Origin of the sequence: Rhizobium sp. CB3060 (assembly GCF_025200735.1) — a bacterium.
GTDB lineage: Bacteria > Pseudomonadota > Alphaproteobacteria > Rhizobiales > Rhizobiaceae > Rhizobium.
Map to the genome: position 1 here is coordinate 3,934,026 of NZ_CP104158.1, position 22,166 is coordinate 3,956,191.

The window sequence follows — 22,166 nt, forward strand, 5'->3', positions numbered from 1 at the left end:
GCCGACTCTATTCAATGTCGGGTTCGATCTGAAAAGCTGCAGAGAAGGAGATCTCGGGACCTCTGCTTCCGGGAAGATCTGCGGTTTGATTTTGGCGGCGATCAAATCAGATTGGTATCCAGAATTATGGATATTAGCCCTCATTCTCAGCAACAATGGTTATTGAGTAATGTTAGATAGTAGAGCGGCCCACAGTACCCTTTGCAAATGGAGCATAACGGGTCCAATCTTCGAATCGCGCATATAGATCAAATGTGCATTTCTTGGAACTCAACGAACTTTCAGGCCCTCTACTTATGTTCAAAGACAATACTGTTTTTGTGATTGGTGCTGGTGCTAGCGACGAATTTAATTTGCCGGTCGGCTGGAAATTGATGAACACCATCAAGCAAAACTCAAAGTTCCGTTTTGACTACGGGCTTAAGGAGGGTGTCAAAGAAATCCACGATGCAATCGTCAGGCGGTATGAGAACCGCAACGATGAAATCAATGCCCGTTTTGAGGCATGCGCAGAGATTTACCGGGCGATTGACTCCGCCGGCTCGATTGACTCATTCATCGACCGAAACAATCACGTGCCACATATTGCCGAAGTGGGAAAGCTTCAGATTGCCTATGCTATTGCAAAAGCGGAAGGTGCTTCGAAGCTCGCGGTTAACCGAGATAGGAACAGGCAGGATCTAAACTGGGAAGCTCTAGATAACGCGTGGATTGCGACTTTCGCTCGGGCGCTATTCGACGGCGTTCGCACAACCGACGTCGACAACATTGGTAGCAATATTACCATTATCTGTTTCAACTACGACAGATGCATTGAATTTTATCTTATCGCGGCCATTGAACGGAGTTTTTATAAAGTTTCCCGCGAGCAGGCGTACAAGATTGTTAGTAACATGCGGATCATACATCCGTATGGGACGTTGGGAAGGCTCCCTCAGGGCTTGTTGGACCGGGACTACATACCCTACGGCCCCGATCTCGATCGATTGGATCTTTGGAGAGTAAGCGAGTCGCTCGTCACGTGGTCTGAGTCGATTCGTGATTCACAACAAGTGGATGCGATTAAGACTGCCATCGCCCAAGCGAGAGCTATTGTATTCTTGGGTTTTGCTTTCGCCAATCAAAACATGCGGTTACTTGAGGCTAACATCCCCGAAGGCAAATCCTACTATACCAAGGTCTACTCCACCGGATACGGCGTGCCGACTCAGGTGGAAGGGGCTCTCAAGGAAAAGATCACAAAGCTATACAGCGCGAGAATGGACGAGTTCATGGCACGATACATTCAGATCGAACACGGGCAGAAGTGCGCTGACTTCATAAACACTCATTTGATCAACCTGATGCAGTAGAACCCGACTTGGTGCTTCAATAAAGTTTAGAGCCAGATTTCTCACAGGTATTCACGGAGCAGCCGTGGCGAGATTACCCACATGGAGAGATGGGCGTCGGAAGAACCTTCGAAGCCACCGCGCGGCCCAAGCCCCAAGCGCATTGCCGCAGGCCTTTGTCACAAGGCACAAAACGCGCAAACTTTCACGAAATCTAACTCTTTGATCTTGGCAGTGATCAAAAGGAAATGGTGCCCAGAAGAGGACTCGAACCTCCACGCCTCGCGGCACAGGTACCTGAAACCTGCGCGTCTACCAATTCCGCCATCTGGGCGACGGACACGCATGTAAGGGGGTGGCTGTCCGGTGTCAACAGGGTTTTTGAAGTTTTCGTGGCAATCTTGAAAAAAGCGGTTGAAGCCCGGGTTAACCCCGGGCCGCCGCCCAGGCGCGGATGAGGCCAAGTCCCTGTTCCAGCAAGGCCTTTGCCTCGTTTTCATCTGCCGCTTCGACATAGCAGCGCATCTCCGGCGCATTGCCGGAGGGGCGGAAATGGATGATTCGGCCGTCGGCCAGCGTCACCCGCAGCCCGTCTATATCGCTCTTTGACGCGACGCCGGCGACCGGCGCCAGGAAGGCGGCGAGATTGGCGTCGGAGGCGCGCAGATAGGCCATCAGCGCCCCGCTGGTTTCGACCGGAAAATTCTCCAGCCGGTCGGCGGCGGCAAACGGCAGGCGGTAGTTGGCGGCAACGGCCGACAGCGATTGCTCTGCCCGCGCGGCGGCGTAGAGCGTCGCCAGGATCGGCAGGAAGCTGTCGCGCGTCGGCAGGGCGCGGATCGGCTGTCCCTCGATGATGAAGCGGCTTGCCGTCAGCGTGCCGCCATTGGCCTCGAAGCCCATGACATTGGCCTTGCCGGCCGCTAAGGCCTCATCCATGCCGGCGATGACATAGGGCGAGCCGACGCGGGTGCGGGTAACGGCGTAGGAGCCGGCGGCCTCGATGCCGGAATTGGAGGTGACCGGCGTCACTACGACTTCCGCGCCGAGGAAATTCGCGGCAATCAGGCCGAGCAGGTCGCCGCGCAGCGGCTCGCCGGTTTCATCGGAGACAAGCGGCCGGTCGCCATCGCCATCGGCGGAGACGATCGCATCCAGCCCATGCTCCGGCGCCCAGCCCTTCAACAGGCGGATGGTTTCGGCCGAGACCGCTTCGGTATCGACCGGGATGAAACTTTCGGAGCGGCCGAGCGGCACGACGCGCGCGCCGTAATGGGCCAGCACCAGGCCGAGCAGATCGCGCGCCACGGTGCTGTGCTGATAGACGCCGATGGTGAGGCCGGCGAGGCTGTCGGCGGGCAGCAGGGCGACATTGCGCTCGAAGAACAGCGCCTCGGCTTCCGCCTTCCGGTCGTCGCAAGTGCCGGGCGTCTCATCGAGGTCGGCGTCGCCGATGTCAGCGGCCTCAGTGCTGATTGCCAGCTCGTCCTGCTTGTCGATCTCGCCGTCGGGGCGGTAGAATTTGATGCCGTTGCGGTCGGCCGGAATATGCGAGCCGGTGATCATGAGCGAGGCGGCCTTGAGCTCTAGTCCGTAAAGCGCCAGCGCCGGGGTCGGCACCGTGCCGCAATCGACTGGCGTGAGGCCGGCGCGTTTCAGCGCGCCGATGCAGGTGGCCGAGATCGCCGGGCTGGACTCGCGAAAATCGCGGCCGACCAGGATGAGATCGCCGGGCTGCGCATGGCCGCTCTTCAACAGGTGGCGGGCATAGGCCGTGGCGTAGAGGGCAGATGCCCGTCCCATGAGATCGACGGACAGGCCGCGAAGGCCGCTGGTTCCAAATTTCAAGCTGCTCACGTGCAATCTCCTCGGAATGTTGCGCCTCTTATGGAACAAGCGGGGGAAAGGATCAACCGATCGATCGCGGCCGATAGCCGCCTTCGCGCCCCTGGTTTTGCCTTGAGGGAAGCCCCAAATATAGAGCGAGCCGCGGGAAAAGATGCTGGGTCGCCAAGACCAGCAACAGGAGTCTGCCATGACTGTTTTCGGCAAGATCGCGTTCGGCTGCGCCGTCAGCCTCGTTTTGTTGTCGCCACCGGATCTCGCCAATGCGGCCTCGAACAGCCCGAAGCTCGGCCTGCCTCCCCCAAGGGTTGGGCCCACTGTTTGCGACGCTCGCGGTTGTTTCGGTTTCGGCTCGCAGCAATGGTACCGCCCGCCTGGCTATCCCATTCCCTATACGCCGCGGAGCCTCGATAGGAGGTCGCGCTTTGACAATCCCCGCATCTATATCCAGCCGCGCAATCCTGTTCCGCCGAGAACCAATTACCCGGCGCCGGTCAACAATCGCACGCGGCATCAGATATGGTGCTCCGAACATTATCGGACCTACAATCCCGGCACCAATCTCTACACCACCCTTCACCACGGCTTTCAGACCTGCCGCTCCCCCTATTATTGAGTGAGCGGGAGCGCCTCTGGCGCCGGTTTCAGCACAGAGCACATCCATTCGCCTTGTCTATATGAGGAAGCGAAAATAAATCGCTTGCTTTTCTCGCGACTTGGGCAGTCCCTATAATGTCGCCGCTTCCACAGGGTCGCGGGCGAAGCAAGGAGCCCAAAATGGCAAAGGGTCAATTGAGAAGTACCCGCGAAGCGCGGAAACCCAAGAAGGGCAAGATCGTCGCTGTAAAGCAGCAGCCTGGTTCTCAGGTCAGGCAGGCTGCCAGCACGATCAGCCTCGGCAGGAAAGATAAGTGACGGAGCGAAGACGCGCCGCAGGCCGCGCCTTCTCGATATGTCAGTCGGCGGAATATCGGCCGGCGCGCCGCGGAGGTGCGCCGGAGAATGGGGTAGTCAGCTCTCCAGCGATCCGCGGTCGGTATGGCCGAGATCGCGATCGGGATCGATGATATCGCGCACCCGCTGCTTCAGCTCCTTCGGACCGGGGAAGCCGCCGTCGCGCTTGCGCTCCCACAACAGCTCGCCATCGATACGGATTTCGAAGTTGCCGCCCGTGCCGGGGATCAGCGCCACTTCGCCCACGCTGTCGCTGAAAGTTTGCAGCAGTTCCTGCGCCATCCAGCCGGCGCGCAGCAGCCAGTTGCATTGCGTACAATAGAGAATGGTGATCCGGGGCTTGTCGGTCATCGGCGGTTTCCTTGTTGTTTGCTGACATTTAGGCTCAACTTTAATCGGCCGCAAGCTGGCCTCTTGCGTCGTCGGCCCTCCCATGTTCATTTTGCCCGAATTGTATTCGGGGGTCATGGGAATGCGGGTCGCCATCGTCGAAAACATGAAAGATACGCCGCTCGGCGCCCTCGGCATCGCGCTGGAAGAAGCGGGAGCGGAGATCGAATGGTTCCGTGCGTGGGATGGCGAGCGGCTTCCGAGCGATGTAGCGGCGCATGATGCGCTGGTGGTGCTCGGCGGCGAGCAGAATGCCCGCGACGACGACACCCACCCCTATCTGCCGGAGCTCGCAAGGCTCATGCGTCGGTTCGAGGAGGCCGACAAGGCCGTGCTCGGCATCTGCCTCGGCAGCCAGATTCTGGCCCGCGCCTACGAGGCCGAAAATCTTCTCGGTGCCGCCCATGAATTCGGCTGGAAAACCGTCGGCGTCACCGAGGAAGGCAAGGCCGATCCGCTGCTATCTGCTTTGGGCGATGATTTCACCATCTTCCAATGGCACTCCGACACGTTTTCGCTGCCGACAGGCGCCATTCGCCTCGCCACCAACGCGGTGACCAACAACCAAGCCTTCCGCATCGGCCGCGCCGCTTACGGCACGCAGTTCCATTTCGAAGCCAATACCGCCGTTGTCGAAGGCTGGCGGACGGAGTTCAAGGCGACGATCGAGCGCAACGAACCCGGCTGGCTGGAGCGCTATGCCGAGATCGCCGCAAAGAATGCACCGGCGGCTGAGATCGCCGGGCTGACGATCGCCCGGGCGTGGGTGAGGACGATTGGTGCTGAGGTGGAGCTGCAGGCGGCGTCTTAGAGCGGTTCAATCGGCTAGCCCATCTATTGCGGCTCTCCATTGCCGGAGGCGATCTGTGCCGCCCCGCCTATAGCGTTGCGAAATGCGTCATCGAAGCTGACGCCGCGGATTCGCCAGTGATGGATTTTTCCACTTTCCATCATCGACCAATCGGCGACCCAGCCGAGATCCTTGTCGCTCCAGACAAGCGAACCCGCCAAGGCGATATCGCCGCCGATGGTCTTGGCCAAGGCATCGAGTTCCTGCTGTGCCGTCCCCGTCAAACCCGTTGTGGTGAGGCCCCGGCTGACCAGCATTGCCTTGTTGGGCATAATGATTGCCATGGCAAACGGTCTGGCGGCCGCTTCGAAAGCGTCGATCATGTAAGGGCTTTCGTCACCGTCGCGGGTCAGCGTGAAAGTGCGTTGCGCATCGCGTACGACCAAGAAAATCGCGAGTTTCGGGCGCGGTGACAGCCACGGCTTGTGCCCGAGCGTGGACAGCAATTGATCGATGGTATCGGGCATGTAGATGCAAGTGAGGTCCTGCGGCCGGTCGTGGGTGCCTTGCTCGTCATGGATCGGGATACCTTCCAGGCGATCGCGATAGCTGTAGGTCGCGACGAAGGAGCCGGCACGCGGCAGCATCGCTTGAAAGGCATTCTCCGTCGTCACACGCTGATCGCCGCTGACCCTGACCAGCACGCGACCCAGGCAATCCTTGAAGCCGAGTTCGCGATTGATGGCGCCAGTGCCGGTAACGATTGCCTGCGCTCGGTAAAGCCGGCTCTGATCATCGGCGTGAGCGACGGCTGCCTCGTTGATGACTGCGAGCGCGAAGGCGATGGCAATCGATCGTGATTTCAACATCGGGATATCTCCGAACGCTGCCATGGTGTCGTGAAAACAAGCGGCAGGCAATGTCAGATTATGATGGCCGAGCGACGTTGACGATGGCTTTGACAACGGCGTCAAGGCCACTAGATTTCATAGAAACCGGAGGAGGCGAGATCATGATCCAGCCAGAATTACCCTGGAAAGGTGGATGCCGTTGCGGGGAGGTGCGACTGAAGATCAGCGCCAAACCGCTATTGACCATGGCCTGCCATTGCACCGGCTGTCAGCGCATGTCCTCCAGCGCCTATTCGCTGAGCGTCGCCATTCCGAGCGAAGGTTTCGAAGTCACGCAAGGCGAACCCGTTATCGGCGGCATGCACGACGAAAACCTGAAGCACTATTTCTGCCCCTACTGCATGACTTGGATGTTCACGCGCCTGGAAGGGTTCGACTGGTTCGTCAACCTGCGCCCGACCATGCTCGACGACCCCAGTTGGTTCACGCCCTTCGTCGAGACCTGGACAAGAGAAAAATTGCCCTGGGTGACGACACCGGCAAAGCACAGCTATGCGGCGCTGCCGGAGATGAACGAGTATGAGGGGCTCATCAAGGAGTATGGGGAGCAGGCATAAATTCTAGCTGCGAAATCGTGCCGTCAGAATTGCCTGTATTTTCCGAACGGCACGCCATGTTTTTCAACGTAAGCATTGGCTTGTTCGATAGCCTCGGCGTTTTCCAGACGCCATAGGCGCTCACGCTCGGCTTTGATGGCGTGCGCTATGCCATCTTCGGCCGCACGCGCGATATTGATTTTCAGTTCACGGGCATCTGAAAGCAGTCTTTCGTCCAGAGACAAAATGGCGGCTTTGCGCGTCGTTTGGGCCATGAGGCGTTCCTCAAATTATGCCCAAACTATATGCGCGTGATCCGCCATTCAGAAGAGCTTTATTCATCCCCCATCTTCAGCGCTGCAATAAACGCTTCCTGCGGGATTTCGACCTTGCCGAACTGCCGCATGCGCTTTTTGCCTTCCTTCTGCTTGTCGAGCAGCTTGCGCTTGCGGGTGGCGTCGCCGCCGTAGCACTTGGCGGTCACGTCCTTGCGCAGGGCCTTCACCGTCTCGCGAGCGATGATGCGCCCGCCGATGGCGGCCTGGATCGGGATCTGGAACATGTGCTGCGGGATGAGGTCCTTCAGCTTCTCGCACATGACGCGGCCGCGCTTTTCGGCGGCGGAGCGGTGTACGAGCATGGAGAGCGCATCCACCGGCTCGGCATTGACGAGGATCGACATCTTGACGAGGTCGCTCTCGCGATAATCGGTCAGGCTGTAGTCGAAGGAGGCATAGCCCTTTGAGATCGACTTCAGACGATCGTAGAAGTCGAAAACGACTTCGTTGAGCGGCAGGTCGTAGGTGATCATGGCGCGGTTGCCGACATAGGTCAGCTCGGTCTGGATGCCGCGGCGGTCCTGGCAGAGCTTCAGGATCGAGCCGAGATAATCGTCCGGCGTCAGGATCGTTGCCTTGATCCACGGCTCGCGGAATTCGGAAATCTTGACGACGTCGGGCATGTCGGCCGGATTGTGCAGCTCGATCTCGGTGCCGTCGGTCATGGTGAGCTGATAGACGACCGAAGGGGCCGTCGCGATCAGGTCGAGATTGAATTCGCGCTCCAGGCGCTCCTGGATGATTTCCAGATGCAGCAGGCCGAGGAAGCCGCAGCGGAAGCCGAAGCCGAGAGCGGCAGAAGATTCCATTTCAAAGGAGAAGCTGGCGTCGTTGAGGCGCAGCTTGCCCATGGCCGAGCGCAGGTCCTCGAAATCGGCGGCATCGACGGGGAAGAGGCCGCAGAACACGACAGGCTGCGCCGGCTTGAAGCCAGGCAGCGGCGCAGCGGTCGGGCGCTTGTCCTCAGTGATAGTATCGCCGACGCGGGTGTCGGCTACTTCCTTGATCGAAGCGGTGATGAAGCCGATCTCGCCCGGGCCGAGGCTGTCGACGGCGACCATCTTCGGCGTCAGCACGCCGACGCGCTCGATCTGGTATTTCGCGTCCGTGCCCATCATGCGGATGGTCTGGCCCTTGGTCAGCGTGCCGTCGATGATGCGCACGAGAACCATGACGCCGAGATAGGTGTCGTACCAGCTATCGACCAGCAGCGCCTTCAGCGGCGCCTTTTCGCCGCCCGCGCTCTTCGGCGCCGGCAGCTTATGAACGATGGCTTCGAGAACGTCGGGAATGCCGAGGCCGGTCTTGGCAGAGATCAGCACGGCGTCGGAGGCGTCGATGCCGATCACTTCCTCGATCTGTTCCTTGATGCGGTCCGGTTCGGCCGCCGGCAGGTCGATCTTGTTGAGCACGGTGACGAGTTCGTGGTTGTTGTCGATCGCCTGATAGACGTTGGCGAGCGTCTGCGCCTCGACGCCTTGGCTGGCATCGACCACCAGCAGCGAGCCCTCGCAGGCCGACAGCGAGCGGGAGACTTCGTAGGCGAAGTCGACGTGTCCGGGCGTGTCGATCAGGTTGAGAATATAGGTCTCGCCGTTATTCGCCTTGTAGTGCAGGCGCACGGTCTGGGCCTTGATGGTGATGCCGCGCTCGCGCTCGATCTCCATATTGTCCAGCACCTGCTCCGACATCTCGCGTTCGGCGAGGCCGCCCGTCGTCTGGATCAGGCGGTCGGCCAGCGTCGATTTGCCGTGGTCGATATGGGCCACGATCGAGAAGTTGCGGATATGCGAAAGCGGAGTGGTGGAATTGGTGCTCATGCGCGCCATATAGCAGCGCCGCCCCGCGCCGCAAAGCGGAAAAGCGGGGTTTTGGCGGCTATATTCGCATGAAGGCAGGCTTTTCGGGCGCTCCATTTATCAAGATCATTATCGCGCTTGATTCCATTATTTGATCGTGTATTTCTCTTATATTGGAATTTCAGTCGAATAGTGCGGGGCAGATGATAGACGACGATCTGGAACTGGCGATCGGGGCGCGCATCAAGCAGTTGCGCATCGCTCGCGGTCTGACGCTGGACGAGCTGGCGAATGCCTCCGCCGTCAGCCGTGCGATGATTTCGCGCATCGAGCGGGCCGAGGCGAGCCCGACGGCGTCCTTGTTGTCAAGGCTCTGCGCAGCCCTCGGCCTGTCGCTCTCAGCCTTCTTCGCCGAGGACGCCAAGGACGTGTCGCCATTGGCTCGCCGCGACCAGCAAGCGGTCTGGCGCGATCCGGAAACCGGCTATATCAGACGCGCCGTCTCGCCACCGGGAACGGAATCGAAGGTGGATGTTGTTGAAGTCGTCTTCCCCGCCGGCGCACGCGTTAGCTTTCCTCCGAATGCCGCGAGCCTTGCCATGACACAACATGTCTGGCTGTTCGAAGGCGAGATGGAGGTGACCCATCGTGATGTCACCCATCGCCTGATGCCCGGGGATTGCCTCTTCATGGGCGTCGGCGACGGTCATGCCTTTCATAATCCCGGCGAGGGTCCGGCGCGCTATTGCGTCATCCTCGATCGCGGCCGCTCATAATCGTCAAGGACCTTTTTCATGCCCGATATTCGTCTTCTTTCCGCCGCCGAAGCCCGCGCCGTCGCTCCTGACCTCTGCGACGTGCTCGCCGATTGCGTCAACGGTGGCGCCTCGGTCGGCTTCATGCAGCCGTATAAGCCAGCCGACGCCATGCCCTATTGGCAAGGCGTCGCCGACAGCGTCGAGAGCGGCGCTACGCTGCTCTTGGTAGCCGAGATCGAGGGCAAAGTTGTGGGTACCGTGCAGGTAGGCGCGGCGCAGATGCCGAACCAGCCGCATCGCGGCGATCTCAAGAAATTGCTGGTGCATCGCTCTGCGCGTGGCAAGGGGCTGGCGCGACTGCTGATGGCGGCGGCTGAGCGTGAAGCGGCCAAGCGCGGCAAGACCCTGCTGGTGCTTGATACCGCAACCGGCAGCGAAGCCGAAGCCATCTATCCCCGTCTCGGCTGGCAGCGGGTCGGGGTCATCCCCGATTACGCCATGTGGCCGGAAGGCGGCCTTTGCGATACGACGCTGTTCTATAAGCGGATCGCCGCCTGAACTCGGTTGGCATAGTCACTGTGAAAATGCGGCAAGCGCGTCATTCAGCGTCGAAGTCGTCGTCCAGTGCATGGCCTTCCAGCCGAATTGCCGCGCGGCCTCTATGTTGGCGGGATAATCGTCGATGAAGGCGATCTCATGGGCTTCGATACCGACGCGCTCGGTGGCCAGCCGGAAGAATTCAGGCGCGGGCTTCTGGTAGCCGAGCATGGCGGAATAGAAGATGCCGTCGAAATAGGAGGATAGGTCAAGCTTTTCCATCAGATAGGCGGCGCGGCGATGCTCCTGGTTGGTCGCCAGGTACATCGGGATGCCCTTGGCCCGCAGCGCCGCGAGGTCGCCAAGCAAGGCTTGGTCGAGGCGGGAGTCGTTCTCGAACCAGTAGTCGATCAGCGTTGAGGCGCTCAGCCCCGGCGCGATCCTCTCCAGAACGCGGGTGAGCCGGGGTTCCAGATTGTCGCGGCCGGTAACGACGTCTCCCCAATGGTCTTTCCTGAAGAATTCTTCCTGAAGCACCTCACGCTTGATACCGAGATCGCGTTCCAGATAGGTGCAGTAGTGCAGGCCATCGCCGGGTCGCCCATGCACCAGCACACCGTCGACATCGACCATCAGAACTTTCATGCGGCGCGAATCTCCCAGTGGAATGAAAGGCATGGGGAAGGTGGCGTTGTTTCTGCCGGCGATCAAGAGCGCATGCGGCTCTTTTTTCCGTCCTGCAATCCGTGTAAGCCTCTGCATTCCCCAGGGAATTTAGCCGGCGTCAGGAGGCTGCCATGCGCGTCATCTATTCGGAAGATCACAAGCTGAGGGACGCCAAGACAGAACTGCATGATGGGCAGCTTGTGACGCCTTTCGAAGCGCCGTTCCGTGCCGAATGGATATTGGCCGCCGTGAAGGAGGCCGGTTTTGCGGACATCGTCGCGCCGGAAGCGCATGGGTTGGAGACGGCGCGCAAGGTTCACGATCCGGCCTATCTCGATTTTCTGGGCGTGGTCTGGGAGCGCTGGGTTGCGGCCGGTTACAAGGGTGAGGCGATCGCCAATTCTTTTCCCGTGCGGCGCACCAGCCAGCGCGTGCCGGAAAACATTGTCGGCATGATCGGCCATTATGCCAACGCCGCCGACACCTCGATCACCAAGGGCTCCTATGAAGCGGCGCTCGCATCGATGCGCTGCGCATTGACGGGTGCCGATTGGCTCCATGCCGGCAATCGCTATGCCTTCGCCCTCTGCCGCCCGCCCGGCCACCACGCCGGATACGATCTCTTCGGGGGTTATTGCTTCATCAACAATGCCGCCGTCGCCGCGCAGCGGCTGCGCGACCACGGCACGAAGAAAGTGGCCGTGCTCGATGTCGATTTCCATCATGGCAACGGCACGCAGGATATCTTCTATCGGCGCGGCGATGTCTTCACCGCTTCGCTGCATGGTGATCCCATCCATGCCTTCCCCTATTTCTTGGGTCATGTCGACGAGAAGGGCGAAGGCGAAGGGTTGGGGGCGAACCGCAATTATCCGATGCCGCGCGGCACGTCCTGGGAAGAATGGTCGGCGGCACTTGCCGAGGCTCTCGCCCGCATCAAGAATTTCGGCGCGGAGGCGATCGTGCTCTCGCTCGGCGTCGATACGTTCGAGCGCGATCCCATCTCCTTTTTCAAGCTGACGTCGCAGGATTTCATTCGCATGGGCGAGCGCGTTGCCGGCGCCGGCCTGCCGGTTCTCGTCTGCATGGAGGGCGGTTATGGCGTGCCCGAGATCGGCCTGAACGTCGCCAACGTCCTCATGGGCCTCGAAGCCTGAGACGGGCCTGGATCAACGCGCGTGATCGCAGGATGAAAAGTTTGAATTTGTCAGTCCAGGGCCAGATCTCTAAAAAACCCGCATAAGAGGAGAGGTCATGGACCAGCAGCTTATCGAAAGTGGCACGGATGGCGGCGCGGCGCTGATGCCGCATCCGGATGTTGCGCCATCCTCCGGCGGCATTGCCGCCGGCGTGCTGATGTGCGTCCTGTCCATGTGCAGCATCCAATTCGGCTCGGCATTGTCGTCTCCGATCATCAATACCTATGGACCCGTCGGCGCGACGTGGCTGCGGCTCGTCTTCGCGTCTGCCGCACTGGCGATCATCGTCCGTCCGAAGATCATGAGCTACAGCCGCTCGCAATGGATCAGCGTGCTGGCACTTGGTTCCGTATCGGCGTTGATGACGGCTTCCTTCTTCTCGGCGATTGCGCACATTCCGCTGGGTCTTGCGGTCGCGATAGACTTCCTCGGACCTCTGCTTGTCGCGACCCTCGGCTTCGGGTTGAGCCGTCAGCTTCTCTGGCCCGTCTTCGCCGGCGTCGGCGTTCTGCTATTGGCCTATGACGGTGAGGAATGGGTGGGCAATCTGCCGGGCATCCTTTTTGCCTGCGGCGCGGGCGTGGGCTGGGCCTGCTATATCCTGTTGACGAAGAAGGTCGGCAACGCCTTCCAGGGTCTCGAAGGGCTTTCCATGTCACTGCTGGTCGCGGCGGTCGTTTCAACACCTTTCGGCTTTGCCTCCGCCGCCCCGCATCTGACAGCCTCTGGCCTCCTCGAAATCGCCGGCCTGGCACTGCTCGTTCCGCTGCTCCCCTATGTGCTGGAAATGGTCGCGCTGCGGCGCATGCCGACCTCGTCCTTCGGCATCCTCATGAGCCTGGAACCCGCCATTGCTGCCGTTGCCGGCTTTATTATCCTGTCGCAGCCGATGACGCCGTCGCAGATGTTCGGCACGGCCCTCGTCGTCGCCGCCAGCATCGGCGCAACGATTTTCGCCACGAAGGGCTGAGCTTAGACAGTCTTCCTCGCCGGATCGTCCAATGCCGGATTATAGAAGAGTGAGAGCGTCAGGCTCTTGGCGATGCGCTCGGCTGTCGCCATGAACCAGGCCCTAGCTTCATCCGAGGGCGCGATATCCGCAAGCGTTTCCGAAAAAAGCGCCAGCCATTCTGGAAAAAGGTCCGGCGCGATGCCTTCGACGCCGAGATGAGCCTGCACCGGCTTGCCGCCATAGGCGCCGTTTTTGAACGCAACCGACGACCAGAAGCGTTTCATCTTCTCCATATGGTCCGGCCACCGACCGGCAAGACGACCGTCAAAAACCGGACCGAGCCGGGGATGCGCCTGAATGCGTCCGTAGAAAGTATCGACAAGCCGGTCGATGAAGGCTGCATCGATGCCGATGCGCGTCATCTCGGCTTCGGCCTTCTCGCGGATGCCGGCCAGGTGAGCGGCGCGACCCTGTATGTCAATGTTCATGTCATGCTCCTGCCGCCGCTCAGCATTTTGCGCAATACGGCGTTTGTCGGCCCTCTATCTATGCATTTTCATGGCGCAACCAAGATGTCATGCCGCCGTTGCGGCAATCTGTCAAAGTCATGGGGTAGTTGGCTCGGCATAGTCTGTTAGCCCTTGACCCCAGTGATCGTCCACTTTAGTTTTAGAATAATTCTAAAGATGGAGATTTTTATGTTGCTCGGGTTTTTCCGCTCGCCAAAACGTTCCTTTGCCTCTTTGTCCGAACAGGAAATTCTCGCCATTGCCATCGCCTCGGAAGAGGACGATGCCCGCATTTATCTCGCCTATGCCGATATTCTAAGAGACAACTATCCCGATTCCGCCAAGGTGTTCGAGGACATGGCCGAAGTCGAGGATACCCACCGCAAGACGCTGATCGACATGCACCGCAAGCGTTTCGGCGAGCGTATCCCGCTGATCCGGCGCGAACATGTCAACGGTTTCTATGAACGCAAGCCGGACTGGCTACGCAAGAACCTGTCGCTCGAAGCCATCCGTGCAGAAGCCGAGGGCATGGAACAGCAGGCCTATAATTTTTATGTCGAGGCGGGCAAGCGGGTTTCCGACGCCTCGACGCGCCAGCTCCTCGGCGATCTGGCGCTGGCGGAACAAGGGCATGAAGACATTGCCCGCATGCTTGGCGACAAGCACACGCCGGAATCGGTGAAGGAAGAAGAGGATGCGGATGCCCGCCGCAAGTTCGTGCTCACCTATGTGCAGCCGGGCCTTGCCGGCCTGATGGACGGCTCGGTCTCGACGCTTGCGCCGATCTTCGCCGCCGCCTTCGCGACGCAGCAGACATGGCAGACCTTCCTCGTCGGCCTGTCGGCTTCCGTCGGCGCCGGCATATCCATGGGCTTCACTGAAGCCGCCCATGACGACGGCAAGATTTCCGGCCGCGGCTCGCCGATCAAGCGCGGTTTTGCCTGCGGCATCATGACGGCACTCGGCGGATTGGGCCATGCGCTTCCCTATCTTATTCCCAATTTTTGGACCGCCACGATTACTGCGGCCATCGTTGTCTTCTTCGAGCTGTGGGCGATCGCCTTTATTCAGAACAAATATATGGAGACACCGTTTCTCCGCGCCGCCTTCCAGGTCGTTGTTGGTGGCTCCCTGGTGCTTGCAGCGGGCATACTGATTGGAAATGGGTGAGACGCGATCGGCGAAGCCGACGAAACGATCCAGTGAATCGTTTCGCGCGTCGAACGCCCTGAGCCCAAGCGAAGGGCCGGCGGGCACGGCATAGGCGATGTCTTGTCTTGTTCTGTAGGACGAAGATCAGACCGTTCTAAGGATTTTTGGAAAAACAAAAGGCCGGCAGATGTGCCGGCCTTTTGTATGAGTTCTGTTCTTATGGTGATTACTTGACGGCGCCGACGAGGACGTCGTTGCCATTTTCGATGGTGACCCAGCGGCCGGCATTGTAGCTCGCCTGGCGCTTCAGATAGGAATAGGGGGTCTGGTACCAGACCTTCACCTCGTCATCGAGATTGTCGAGAATGTAGTCGCCCTGATCGGTGCGCAGCGTCAGCACGGCATGGCCTTCGCCATCGGGTTTGCGTACGACCGTCATCAGAAGGTTGGCGGCGGAAATACCCTTCTGCATGAGAAGCTTGCGCTTCAGAAGCGCGAAATCTTCGCAGTCACCGGCCGTCTTCGGATATTCCCAATATTCTTCCTGGCCGTAGACTTCCATGTCGGTGGCAGGCGTGATGGTCTTGTTGACGCGCAGGTTGACCTGATTGACCAGCGTCCAGGTGGCGGCGTTCATATCGACAGGACCGGTATTGCGCGTCGGGCCGCATTCGTCGGCATGACGCTCGCAAAACTCATAGTGCCCGATGGGCTGGGATGTTACACCGCCGATGGTCATCGATGCGGTGTTCTGGGGGGCCGGCATGGCCGACGACGACATCGCAACTATAGCTGCGAAGGCAACGAATACGCCCTTAATACGCACGCCCACTTTCCTTGTATCGTCCCTGCATTTGTTAACAAATTGTTAATGTAAGGGGGCGCGCCAAGTCAATCGTTACTTAAGTGTTAACAGCGGAACCAGCCTTTATGGTTAATTTCAGCACAATCAAGAGGCTAGTCGCCACAATTCAATGCCTCTTATGATTACCGGAAGGCATGCGGGTTCTACCCCGCGGCGGGCCGTCCGCGGGTTTTTCACAAAGCTATCTATATGTTTTTACGGATGATTATGGAGCGCCAGCGTCTCCGCTGCGGTCAACATGCGCTCGATATCCTGCGGTCGGGACAGCCGATGATCGCCGTCACGCACAAGTGTTAACACGACATCGTCGGCCGGCAAATGTTCGACCAATCTTAACGAATGGGCAAAGGGCACATCCTCGTCCTGCATGCCCTGTAGGATATGAACCGGGCAGCCCGTTTCGATGATGCCGGTCAAGACGCGGTTGGCGCGGCCGTCCTCGATGAGCGCGCGGGTGAAGATATTCGGCTCGGGACTATATTCTGAAGGCTCCTCGAAATAGCCGCGTTCGGCAAGCGATCTCCGCTCGACATCGGAAAGGTTCGGCTCGATGAGATCGATAGTGAAGTCCGGGGCGGGAGCAATCAGCACAAGGCCCTGGATGGCCGGTGTCTTCTTGCGCTTGCGCAGTTCCTGGATGAGCCGCAGCGCGATCCAGCCGCCCATGGACGAACCGACAAGGACGATCCGCTTCGGCTTGGCGTAGTCGATGACGGCGAGCGCCTCTTCCAACCAGCGCGAAATCGTGCCGTCGGTGAAGACGCCGCCGGATTGGCCATGGCCCGAATAATCGAAGCGGATGCAGCCGAGGCCCAGCCGTTCGGCAAGCGCGTCGAGCTCCAGCGCCTTGGTGCCGCTCATATCGGAGCGATAGCCGGAGAGCCACACGAAGGTCGCGCCCTTTGCGCCTTTCCTGGCCGCGCGCAGTTGCACGGCGATCTGCCGTTGGTCGTCGGCGCTGCCCACGGAAATAAAGGTCGGTTCAAGGTCGGCTAGTGCTTCGGACATTAAAAACTCCCGGAATTTTGTGCTTTATAGAGCAGATTCGCACCCGCGCGAGTGCAAAAATCCTCCCGATTTCTGAAGAAGCGCATGCGCTATTTTGTGATGTTGCTGTGTCCTTTGCGCATCTTACGGCTGCGCCGCACAGTATTGGCACACGGGAGGTGATTTTTTCCTGGCATCATGCTATTGACTTCACCGCAGCTTTTACGACATTTCCGTCAGTTGCGCCGACGGGAGCGAGAGGCTGCAGCAATCCGAAACAATTCGTGGAGAGTACGACCATTCGCAGACCCTTTAAAACCGATGCGCCCGTGAAGGACGGGCCACGTTCCAACAGGGAAATCCGCATTCCCAAAGTTCAGCTCATCGCGGCTGACGGCCAGAATATGGGCATCGTCCCAACCGACCAGGCATTGAGAATGGCAGAGGAGGCCGGTCTCGATCTGGTGGAGATTTCCCCCAACGCTGAACCGCCTGTGTGCAAGATCCTCGATCTGGGCAAGCTGAAATACGCCAACCAGAAGAAGGCCGCCGAGGCGCGCAAGAAGCAGAAGGTCGTCGAAGTCAAAGAAATCAAGATGCGCCCGAACATCGACACGCATGACTACGACGTGAAGATGAAGGCGATCGAACGTTTCTTTGAAGAAGGCGACAAGGTGAAGGTGACCTTGAAGTTCCGCGGCCGTGAAATGGCCCACCAGGAACTCGGCATGAAGCTTCTCCAGCAGGTCAAGGAAGATACGCTCGAGATCGCCAAGGTCGAAGCCGAGCCCAAGCTCGAAGGTCGCCAGATGATGATGGTGCTTGCGCCAAAGTGAGGCGCGAGCAGACGTAAGAGGCCGGAGCCGTCCTGTTGGGCGGCTTTTTCCTTTTGTGCTCCGGGTTGATGCCTGTCATCGATCCGTAAAAGAATCCCCGCCGTGCCCGTTGCACTTACAGGCGACTGCGGTTATAAGCGCGCGTCCGAACTGACCGGCAGGGCATGCCGTGGCAGTTCAGAATGCTGGCGGAGCGGTTCGTCACCGTATCCGCCGTTCAACAACAAACGCTCCGGCACCTTGTCGCAGCCCCGGCCCAGCCGGATCTGTGGGGAGGCTTTTTACAAAGCGCGCCAGGAAGCATCGAAGGAGTAGCAAAATGCCCAAGATGAAGACGAAGTCCTCTGCCAAGAAGCGGTTCAAGATCACCGCGTCCGGCAAGGTCAAGGCAGCCGCTGCTGGCAAGCGCCACGGCATGATCAAGCGTACCAACAAGTTCATTCGCGACGCCCGCGGCACCATGGTTCTCGCAGAGCCGGATGGCCGTAAGGTTGTCAAGAACTACTTGCCGAACGGTCTCTGAGACTATTCGTAACGCTATAGACTAAGGAGATCATGAAATGGCACGCGTAAAAAGAGGCGTTACCGCCCACGCCAAGCACAAGAAGGTTCTGAAGGCAGCCAAGGGCTTCTACGGCCGCCGCAAGAACACCATCCGTACCGCCAAGGCCGCCGTCGACCGCTCCAAGCAGTACGCTTACCGCGACCGTAAGATCAACAAGCGCAACTTCCGCGCCCTCTGGATCCAGCGCATCAACGCTGCCGTCCGCGAATTCGGCCTGACCTACGGCCGCTTCATCGACGGTCTGAACAAGGCTGGCATCGAAGTCGACCGCAAGGTTCTCTCCGACATGGCGATCCATGAGCCGGAAGCTTTCGGCGCGCTCGTCGCCGCCTCCAAGAAGGCGCTGGAATATCTCAAGGACGCCGGCACGAAGAACGAATTCGAAGCTGCTGTGAACTAACACCGCTTCGCACGTATTTCGTGTATTCATTGCAAACCCGCGCTGGCAAAACCGGCGCGGGTTTTGTGTTTGCAGCACGCATGATCGAGCCCATTTGGCCTGATCAAAGCGCGCGCCGCCGCCGGCTGTGGCCGAACTTCGGCACATGACCCGTTTTCTTGGCGGGTTTTTGTCATTTGCCCGTTGATTGGCCGCGTGCACATGGGTAGTGATCTGCAGCGCTTCATCGTTGCCACCAGCTATCCGATGTATGTGTTCACCAATTATTCTGCGGAATGAGCGGCGCGGTGAGCCCGCCCTCCGCAAGGCAGGACAAGATGACGGAACTCGATACTCTTGAAACCCAACTCATGGCCGACGTGGCCGCTGCCACGGACGAGCAGGCGATCGAAGCCGTCAGGGTCTCCGCTCTCGGCAAGAAGGGCTCGGTTTCAGAACTGTTGAAGACGCTGGGCTCGATGTCGCCGGAAGAGCGGCAGACGCGGGGCGCGGCGATCAATGCGCTGAAGAATTCGGTGACCGACGCCATCAACGCCCGAAAGGGTGCGCTGCGCGATGCCGCGATCGAGGCCAAGCTGAAGGCGGAGACGCTGGACGTCAGCCTGCCCGTGCGTTCTTCGCCTGCGGAACGCGGCCGCATTCATCCGATCAGCCAGATCGTCGACGAGATCACCGCCATCTTCGGCGACATGGGCTTTTCGATCGCCGAAGGTCCCGACGTCGAGACCGATTATTATAACTTCACGGCGCTGAACTTCCCCGAAGGGCACCCGGCCCGCGAGATGCACGATACCTTCTTCTTCCAGCCGGACGAGAAGGGTGAGCGCAAGGTGCTGCGCACGCACACTTCGCCGGTGCAGGTGCGCACCATGGAGACGCAGAAGCCGCCGATCCGCATCATCATTCCCGGCAAGACCTATCGCCAGGATAGCGACGCCACGCATTCGCCGATGTTCCATCAGGTGGAAGGCCTCGTCATCGACAAGACGGCGAATGTCGCCAATATCCGCTGGGTGCTGGAAGAATTCTGCAAGACCTTCTTCGAGGTCGACAATGTGACGATGCGCTTCCGCCCCTCCTTCTTCCCGTTCACGGAACCCTCGTTCGAGGTCGATATCCAGTGCGATCGCTCCGGCCCGATCGTCAAGTTCGGCGAAGGCACCGACTGGATGGAAATCCTCGGCTGCGGCATGGTTCACCCGAACGTGCTGCGCTATGGCGGTCTCGATCCGGATGAATATCAGGGCTTTGCCTGGGGCATGGGCCTCGACCGCATCGCCATGCTGAAATACGGCATGCCCGACCTGCGCGACTTCTTCAACGCCGACGTCCGCTGGATGAACCACTATGGCTTCCGCCCGCTCGACATGCCGACACTGTTCGGCGGTTTGAGCGTGTAAGGAAGGGATAAAGCACATGAAATTCACACTCTCCTGGCTGAAAGAGCACCTGGAAACGGACGCCACGCTCGACGAGATCTGCGCCCGCCTGACGATGATCGGGTTGGAAGTGGAAGACGTCGACGACAAGGCGGCATTCAAGCCCTTCGTCATCGCCAAGGTCCTTTCCGCCGAAAAGCATCCGCAGGCCGACCGGTTGAAGGTGCTGATGGTCGACAACGGCTCTGGCAAGCCGGTCCAGGTCGTCTGCGGCGCGCCGAATGCCCGCGCCGGCCTCGTTGGCGCCTTCGCGGCTGCCGGCACCTATGTTCCTGGTATCGATGTAATCCTGACGGTCGGCAATATCCGTGGCGTCGAAAGTCACGGCATGATGTGCTCGGAAAAGGAGCTGGAAATCTCCGACAGCCATGACGGCATCATCGATCTGCCGGAAGATGCGCCCGTCGGCACCAGCTTTGCCGCCTATGCCGGCCTCGACGATCCGATGATCGAGATCAACCTGACGCCGAACCGTCCCGACTGCACCGGCGTCTACGGCATCGCTCGCGACCTCGCCGCTTCCGGCCTCGGCACGCTGAAGCCGCGCCTGACGCCGACCTTCGCCGTCGACGGCGATACGCCGGTGGACTTGAAGATCGAGCTCGATGATGCCGCCCTCTGCCCAGGCTTCGCGCTCCGCCTCGTACGCGGCGTCAAGAACGGCCCGAGCCCGAAATGGATGCAGCAGCGGCTGCTGGCGATCGGGCTGCGCCCGATCAGCGCGCTGGTCGACATCACCAACTACATGACCTTCGATCAGGGCCGGCCGATGCACGTCTTCGACGCCGCCAAGGTCAAGGGCAATCTGGTCGTGCGCCGTGCCCGGGATGGCGAGACCGTGCTGGCGCTGGATGAGCGCGAATACAAGCTCAATCCCAACAATGTTGTCATCTCCGATGATGATGGCGTCGAGTCGATCGGCGGCATCATGGGCGGCGAGCATTCCGGCTGCGATGAGAACACCGTCGACGTGCTGATCGAATCGGCGCTTTGGGACCCGATGAACATCGCCAAGACCGGCCGCAGCCTCGGCATCATCACCGATGCCCGCTATCGTTTCGAGCGCGGCGTCGATCCGGAATATATGGCTCCCGGCCTGGAACGCACGACCGAGCTGGTGCTCGCCTGCTGCGGCGGTACCGCCGCCAAGGCCAAGGTCGAAGGCTATAAGGGCTACGACGCCAAGATCGTCGATTTCCCCTTCTCCGAGGTCAAGCGTCTGACTGGCCTTGACGTCTCGGTGGAAGAGGGCAGGTCAATCCTGACGAAGCTCGGCTTTTCGGTCTCCGGCTCGGGCGAGCGGGTCTCCGTCGCAGTTCCCTCTTGGCGGCCGGATGTCGATGGCAAGGCCGATCTCGTCGAAGAGATCATGCGCATCCATGGTGTCGACAATATCAAGCCGCAGCCGCTCGCAAGCCACAACGCCGTCAACGGCAAGATCCTGACAACGCTGCAGATCCGTACGCGCACCGCCAAGCGCGCGCTTGCCTCCCGCGGCATGCTGGAAGCCGTCACCTGGTCCTTCATCTCCGAAGATCAGGCCAAGCTCTTCGGCGGCGGCTCCAATGCGCTGAAGCTTGCCAATCCGATCGCCGCCGACATGTCCGACATGCGTCCCTCGCTCCTGCCGGGCCTGCTGTCGGCTGCGCAGCGCAACGCCGACAAGGGCTATGGCGACGTCGCGATCTTCGAAGTCTCCGGCACCTATGAAAACGACAGGCCCGAAGGCCAACGCCGCGTCGCCGGCGGCATCCGCCGTGGTACTGCGACGTTGACGGGCGCCGGCCGCATGTGGTCGAACGCCGCCAAGGGCGGCGGCAAGCCGGTCGATGTCTTCGACGCCAAGGCCGACGCACTGGCCGTGATCGAAGCCTGCGGCCTGCCGATGGGCAATATCCAGATCGAGCAGGGTGGCCCCGCCTGGTATCATCCGGGCCGCTCCGGCACCATCAAGATGGGTCCGAAAGTCGTGCTCGGCTATTTCGGCGAATTCCATCCGAAGACGCTGGAAGCGCTCGATGTCACCGGCGCGCTTGCCGGCTTCGAGGTCTATATCGACGCCATGCCGGAGCCAAAGAAGAAGACGACGCGCACCAAGCCGGCGCTGGAGCTTTCGCCGTTCCAGGCAGTCAAGCGCGACTACGCCTTCGTGGTCGACAAGACTGTGGAAGCCGGCGCCGTCATCCGCGCCGCCACGGGCGCCGACCGCAAGCTGATCACCGGCGTCAATGTCTTCGATATTTTCGAGGGCGCATCGCTCGGCGACGGCAAGAAGTCGATCGCCATCGAGGTGCAGATCCAGCCGGCCGAGCGCACGCTGACCGACGAGGATTTCGAGGCGCTGACCCAGAAGATCGTCGCCAACGTGACGAAAACGACGGGTGGCGTGCTTCGGGGGTGACAA

At 60.0% G+C, this 22,166-nt stretch carries 24 protein-coding genes and 1 tRNA gene; 15 read left to right on the forward strand and 10 right to left on the reverse strand.

The window, feature by feature from the left end; genetic code table 11:
- Positions 1-263 precede the first annotated feature (263 nt).
- Complete coding sequence (locus N2601_RS18905; protein ID WP_260303277.1) at positions 264-1,352, forward strand: hypothetical protein; 1,089 nt, start codon at positions 264-266, stop codon at positions 1,350-1,352.
- A gap of 228 nt (positions 1,353-1,580) precedes the next feature.
- Here N2601_RS18905 and N2601_RS18910 read toward each other — a convergent pair.
- Positions 1,581-1,665, reverse strand: a tRNA-Leu gene (locus N2601_RS18910).
- Positions 1,666-1,757: 92 nt separating this feature from the next.
- Complete coding sequence (locus tag N2601_RS18915) at positions 1,758-3,179, reverse strand: phosphomannomutase (protein WP_199773558.1); 1,422 nt, start codon at positions 3,177-3,179, stop codon at positions 1,758-1,760.
- A gap of 187 nt (positions 3,180-3,366) precedes the next feature.
- Between N2601_RS18915 and N2601_RS18920 the strand changes: the two genes are divergently transcribed.
- On the forward strand, positions 3,367-3,792 hold the full coding sequence (locus N2601_RS18920; protein ID WP_104821683.1) for a BA14K family protein: 426 nt from the start codon (positions 3,367-3,369) through the stop codon (positions 3,790-3,792).
- 161 nt (positions 3,793-3,953) lie between these two features.
- Positions 3,954-4,091: a hypothetical protein gene (locus tag N2601_RS18925; protein ID WP_199773510.1), complete on the forward strand. Its 138-nt coding sequence runs from the start codon at positions 3,954-3,956 to the stop codon at positions 4,089-4,091.
- Between the two features lie 96 nt (positions 4,092-4,187).
- Here N2601_RS18925 and N2601_RS18930 read toward each other — a convergent pair whose 3' ends face one another.
- Positions 4,188-4,481, reverse strand: coding sequence for a SelT/SelW/SelH family protein (locus tag N2601_RS18930; protein WP_028750867.1), 294 nt, complete (start codon positions 4,479-4,481; stop codon positions 4,188-4,190).
- Between the two features lie 121 nt (positions 4,482-4,602).
- On the opposite strand from N2601_RS18930, the gene N2601_RS18935 reads away from it, so the two are divergent.
- Positions 4,603-5,331 (forward strand): type 1 glutamine amidotransferase, encoded by a 729-nt coding sequence (locus N2601_RS18935; protein WP_104824950.1) that lies wholly within the window; start codon positions 4,603-4,605, stop codon positions 5,329-5,331.
- A 23-nt stretch (positions 5,332-5,354) separates the two neighbouring features.
- On the opposite strand, the gene N2601_RS18940 is transcribed toward N2601_RS18935, so the two are convergent.
- Positions 5,355-6,179 (reverse strand): DUF2066 domain-containing protein, encoded by an 825-nt coding sequence (locus tag N2601_RS18940; protein WP_158704413.1) that lies wholly within the window; start codon positions 6,177-6,179, stop codon positions 5,355-5,357.
- Positions 6,180-6,322: 143 nt separating this feature from the next.
- Here N2601_RS18940 and N2601_RS18945 point away from each other — a divergent pair, with 143 nt between their 5' ends.
- Positions 6,323-6,778, forward strand: coding sequence for a GFA family protein (locus N2601_RS18945; RefSeq protein WP_104821685.1), 456 nt, complete (start codon positions 6,323-6,325; stop codon positions 6,776-6,778).
- Between the two features lie 23 nt (positions 6,779-6,801).
- Here the strand turns inward: N2601_RS18945 and N2601_RS18950 are convergent, their stop codons facing one another.
- Positions 6,802-7,032 (reverse strand): type II toxin-antitoxin system CcdA family antitoxin, encoded by a 231-nt coding sequence (locus N2601_RS18950; protein WP_104821686.1) that lies wholly within the window; start codon positions 7,030-7,032, stop codon positions 6,802-6,804.
- 59 nt (positions 7,033-7,091) lie between these two features.
- Complete coding sequence (gene lepA, locus N2601_RS18955) at positions 7,092-8,924, reverse strand: translation elongation factor 4 (protein ID WP_104824951.1); 1,833 nt, start codon at positions 8,922-8,924, stop codon at positions 7,092-7,094.
- 173 nt (positions 8,925-9,097) lie between these two features.
- Between lepA and N2601_RS18960 the strand changes: the two genes are divergently transcribed.
- Positions 9,098-9,670, forward strand: a complete 573-nt coding sequence (locus tag N2601_RS18960; RefSeq protein WP_445944972.1) for a helix-turn-helix domain-containing protein — start codon at positions 9,098-9,100, stop codon at positions 9,668-9,670.
- Between the two features lie 18 nt (positions 9,671-9,688).
- Entirely contained in the window at positions 9,689-10,210 is a 522-nt protein-coding gene (locus tag N2601_RS18965) for a GNAT family N-acetyltransferase (protein ID WP_104821687.1), read from the forward strand.
- A 15-nt stretch (positions 10,211-10,225) separates the two neighbouring features.
- Here N2601_RS18965 and N2601_RS18970 read toward each other — a convergent pair whose 3' ends face one another.
- A complete protein-coding gene (locus tag N2601_RS18970) occupies positions 10,226-10,834 on the reverse strand; it encodes an HAD family hydrolase (protein WP_104824953.1) in 609 nt (202 codons plus the stop codon).
- A gap of 152 nt (positions 10,835-10,986) precedes the next feature.
- Here N2601_RS18970 and N2601_RS18975 point away from each other — a divergent pair, with 152 nt between their 5' ends.
- Both N2601_RS18975 and N2601_RS18980 read left to right on the forward strand, forming a co-directional pair.
- Complete coding sequence (locus tag N2601_RS18975) at positions 10,987-12,012, forward strand: histone deacetylase family protein (protein WP_104821688.1); 1,026 nt, start codon at positions 10,987-10,989, stop codon at positions 12,010-12,012.
- A gap of 97 nt (positions 12,013-12,109) precedes the next feature.
- Positions 12,110-13,024 (forward strand): EamA family transporter, encoded by a 915-nt coding sequence (locus N2601_RS18980; protein ID WP_104821689.1) that lies wholly within the window; start codon positions 12,110-12,112, stop codon positions 13,022-13,024.
- A 2-nt stretch (positions 13,025-13,026) separates the two neighbouring features.
- On the opposite strand, the gene N2601_RS18985 is transcribed toward N2601_RS18980, so the two are convergent.
- On the reverse strand, positions 13,027-13,494 hold the full coding sequence (locus N2601_RS18985) for a group III truncated hemoglobin (RefSeq protein WP_104821690.1): 468 nt from the start codon (positions 13,492-13,494) through the stop codon (positions 13,027-13,029).
- 210 nt (positions 13,495-13,704) lie between these two features.
- Between N2601_RS18985 and mbfA the strand changes: the two genes are divergently transcribed.
- Positions 13,705-14,688 carry an iron exporter MbfA gene (gene mbfA / locus N2601_RS18990; RefSeq protein ID WP_260303281.1) on the forward strand — a complete coding sequence of 328 codons (984 nt, stop codon included), beginning with the start codon at positions 13,705-13,707 and terminating at the stop codon, positions 14,686-14,688.
- Positions 14,689-14,896: 208 nt separating this feature from the next.
- On the opposite strand, the gene N2601_RS18995 is transcribed toward mbfA, so the two are convergent.
- Entirely contained in the window at positions 14,897-15,496 is a 600-nt protein-coding gene (locus N2601_RS18995; protein ID WP_104821692.1) for a transglutaminase-like cysteine peptidase, read from the reverse strand.
- Positions 15,497-15,730: 234 nt separating this feature from the next.
- Positions 15,731-16,543: an alpha/beta hydrolase gene (locus tag N2601_RS19000; protein WP_104821693.1), complete on the reverse strand. Its 813-nt coding sequence runs from the start codon at positions 16,541-16,543 to the stop codon at positions 15,731-15,733.
- Between the two features lie 278 nt (positions 16,544-16,821).
- Between N2601_RS19000 and infC the strand changes: the two genes are divergently transcribed.
- The 5 genes from infC to pheT all read left to right on the forward strand — a co-directional run bounded on the left by infC (position 16,822) and on the right by pheT (position 22,163).
- Positions 16,822-17,358, forward strand: a complete 537-nt coding sequence (gene infC / locus N2601_RS19005) for a translation initiation factor IF-3 (protein ID WP_183868856.1) — start codon at positions 16,822-16,824, stop codon at positions 17,356-17,358.
- A 319-nt stretch (positions 17,359-17,677) separates the two neighbouring features.
- Positions 17,678-17,881, forward strand: coding sequence for a 50S ribosomal protein L35 (gene rpmI, locus N2601_RS19010; protein WP_028750884.1), 204 nt, complete (start codon positions 17,678-17,680; stop codon positions 17,879-17,881).
- A gap of 37 nt (positions 17,882-17,918) precedes the next feature.
- On the forward strand, positions 17,919-18,323 hold the full coding sequence (gene rplT, locus N2601_RS19015) for a 50S ribosomal protein L20 (RefSeq protein ID WP_104821695.1): 405 nt from the start codon (positions 17,919-17,921) through the stop codon (positions 18,321-18,323).
- 317 nt (positions 18,324-18,640) lie between these two features.
- Positions 18,641-19,723, forward strand: coding sequence for a phenylalanine--tRNA ligase subunit alpha (gene pheS, locus N2601_RS19020; RefSeq protein ID WP_260303283.1), 1,083 nt, complete (start codon positions 18,641-18,643; stop codon positions 19,721-19,723).
- Between the two features lie 16 nt (positions 19,724-19,739).
- A complete protein-coding gene (gene pheT, locus N2601_RS19025) occupies positions 19,740-22,163 on the forward strand; it encodes a phenylalanine--tRNA ligase subunit beta (RefSeq protein WP_260303284.1) in 2,424 nt (807 codons plus the stop codon).
- Positions 22,164-22,166 lie beyond the last annotated feature (3 nt).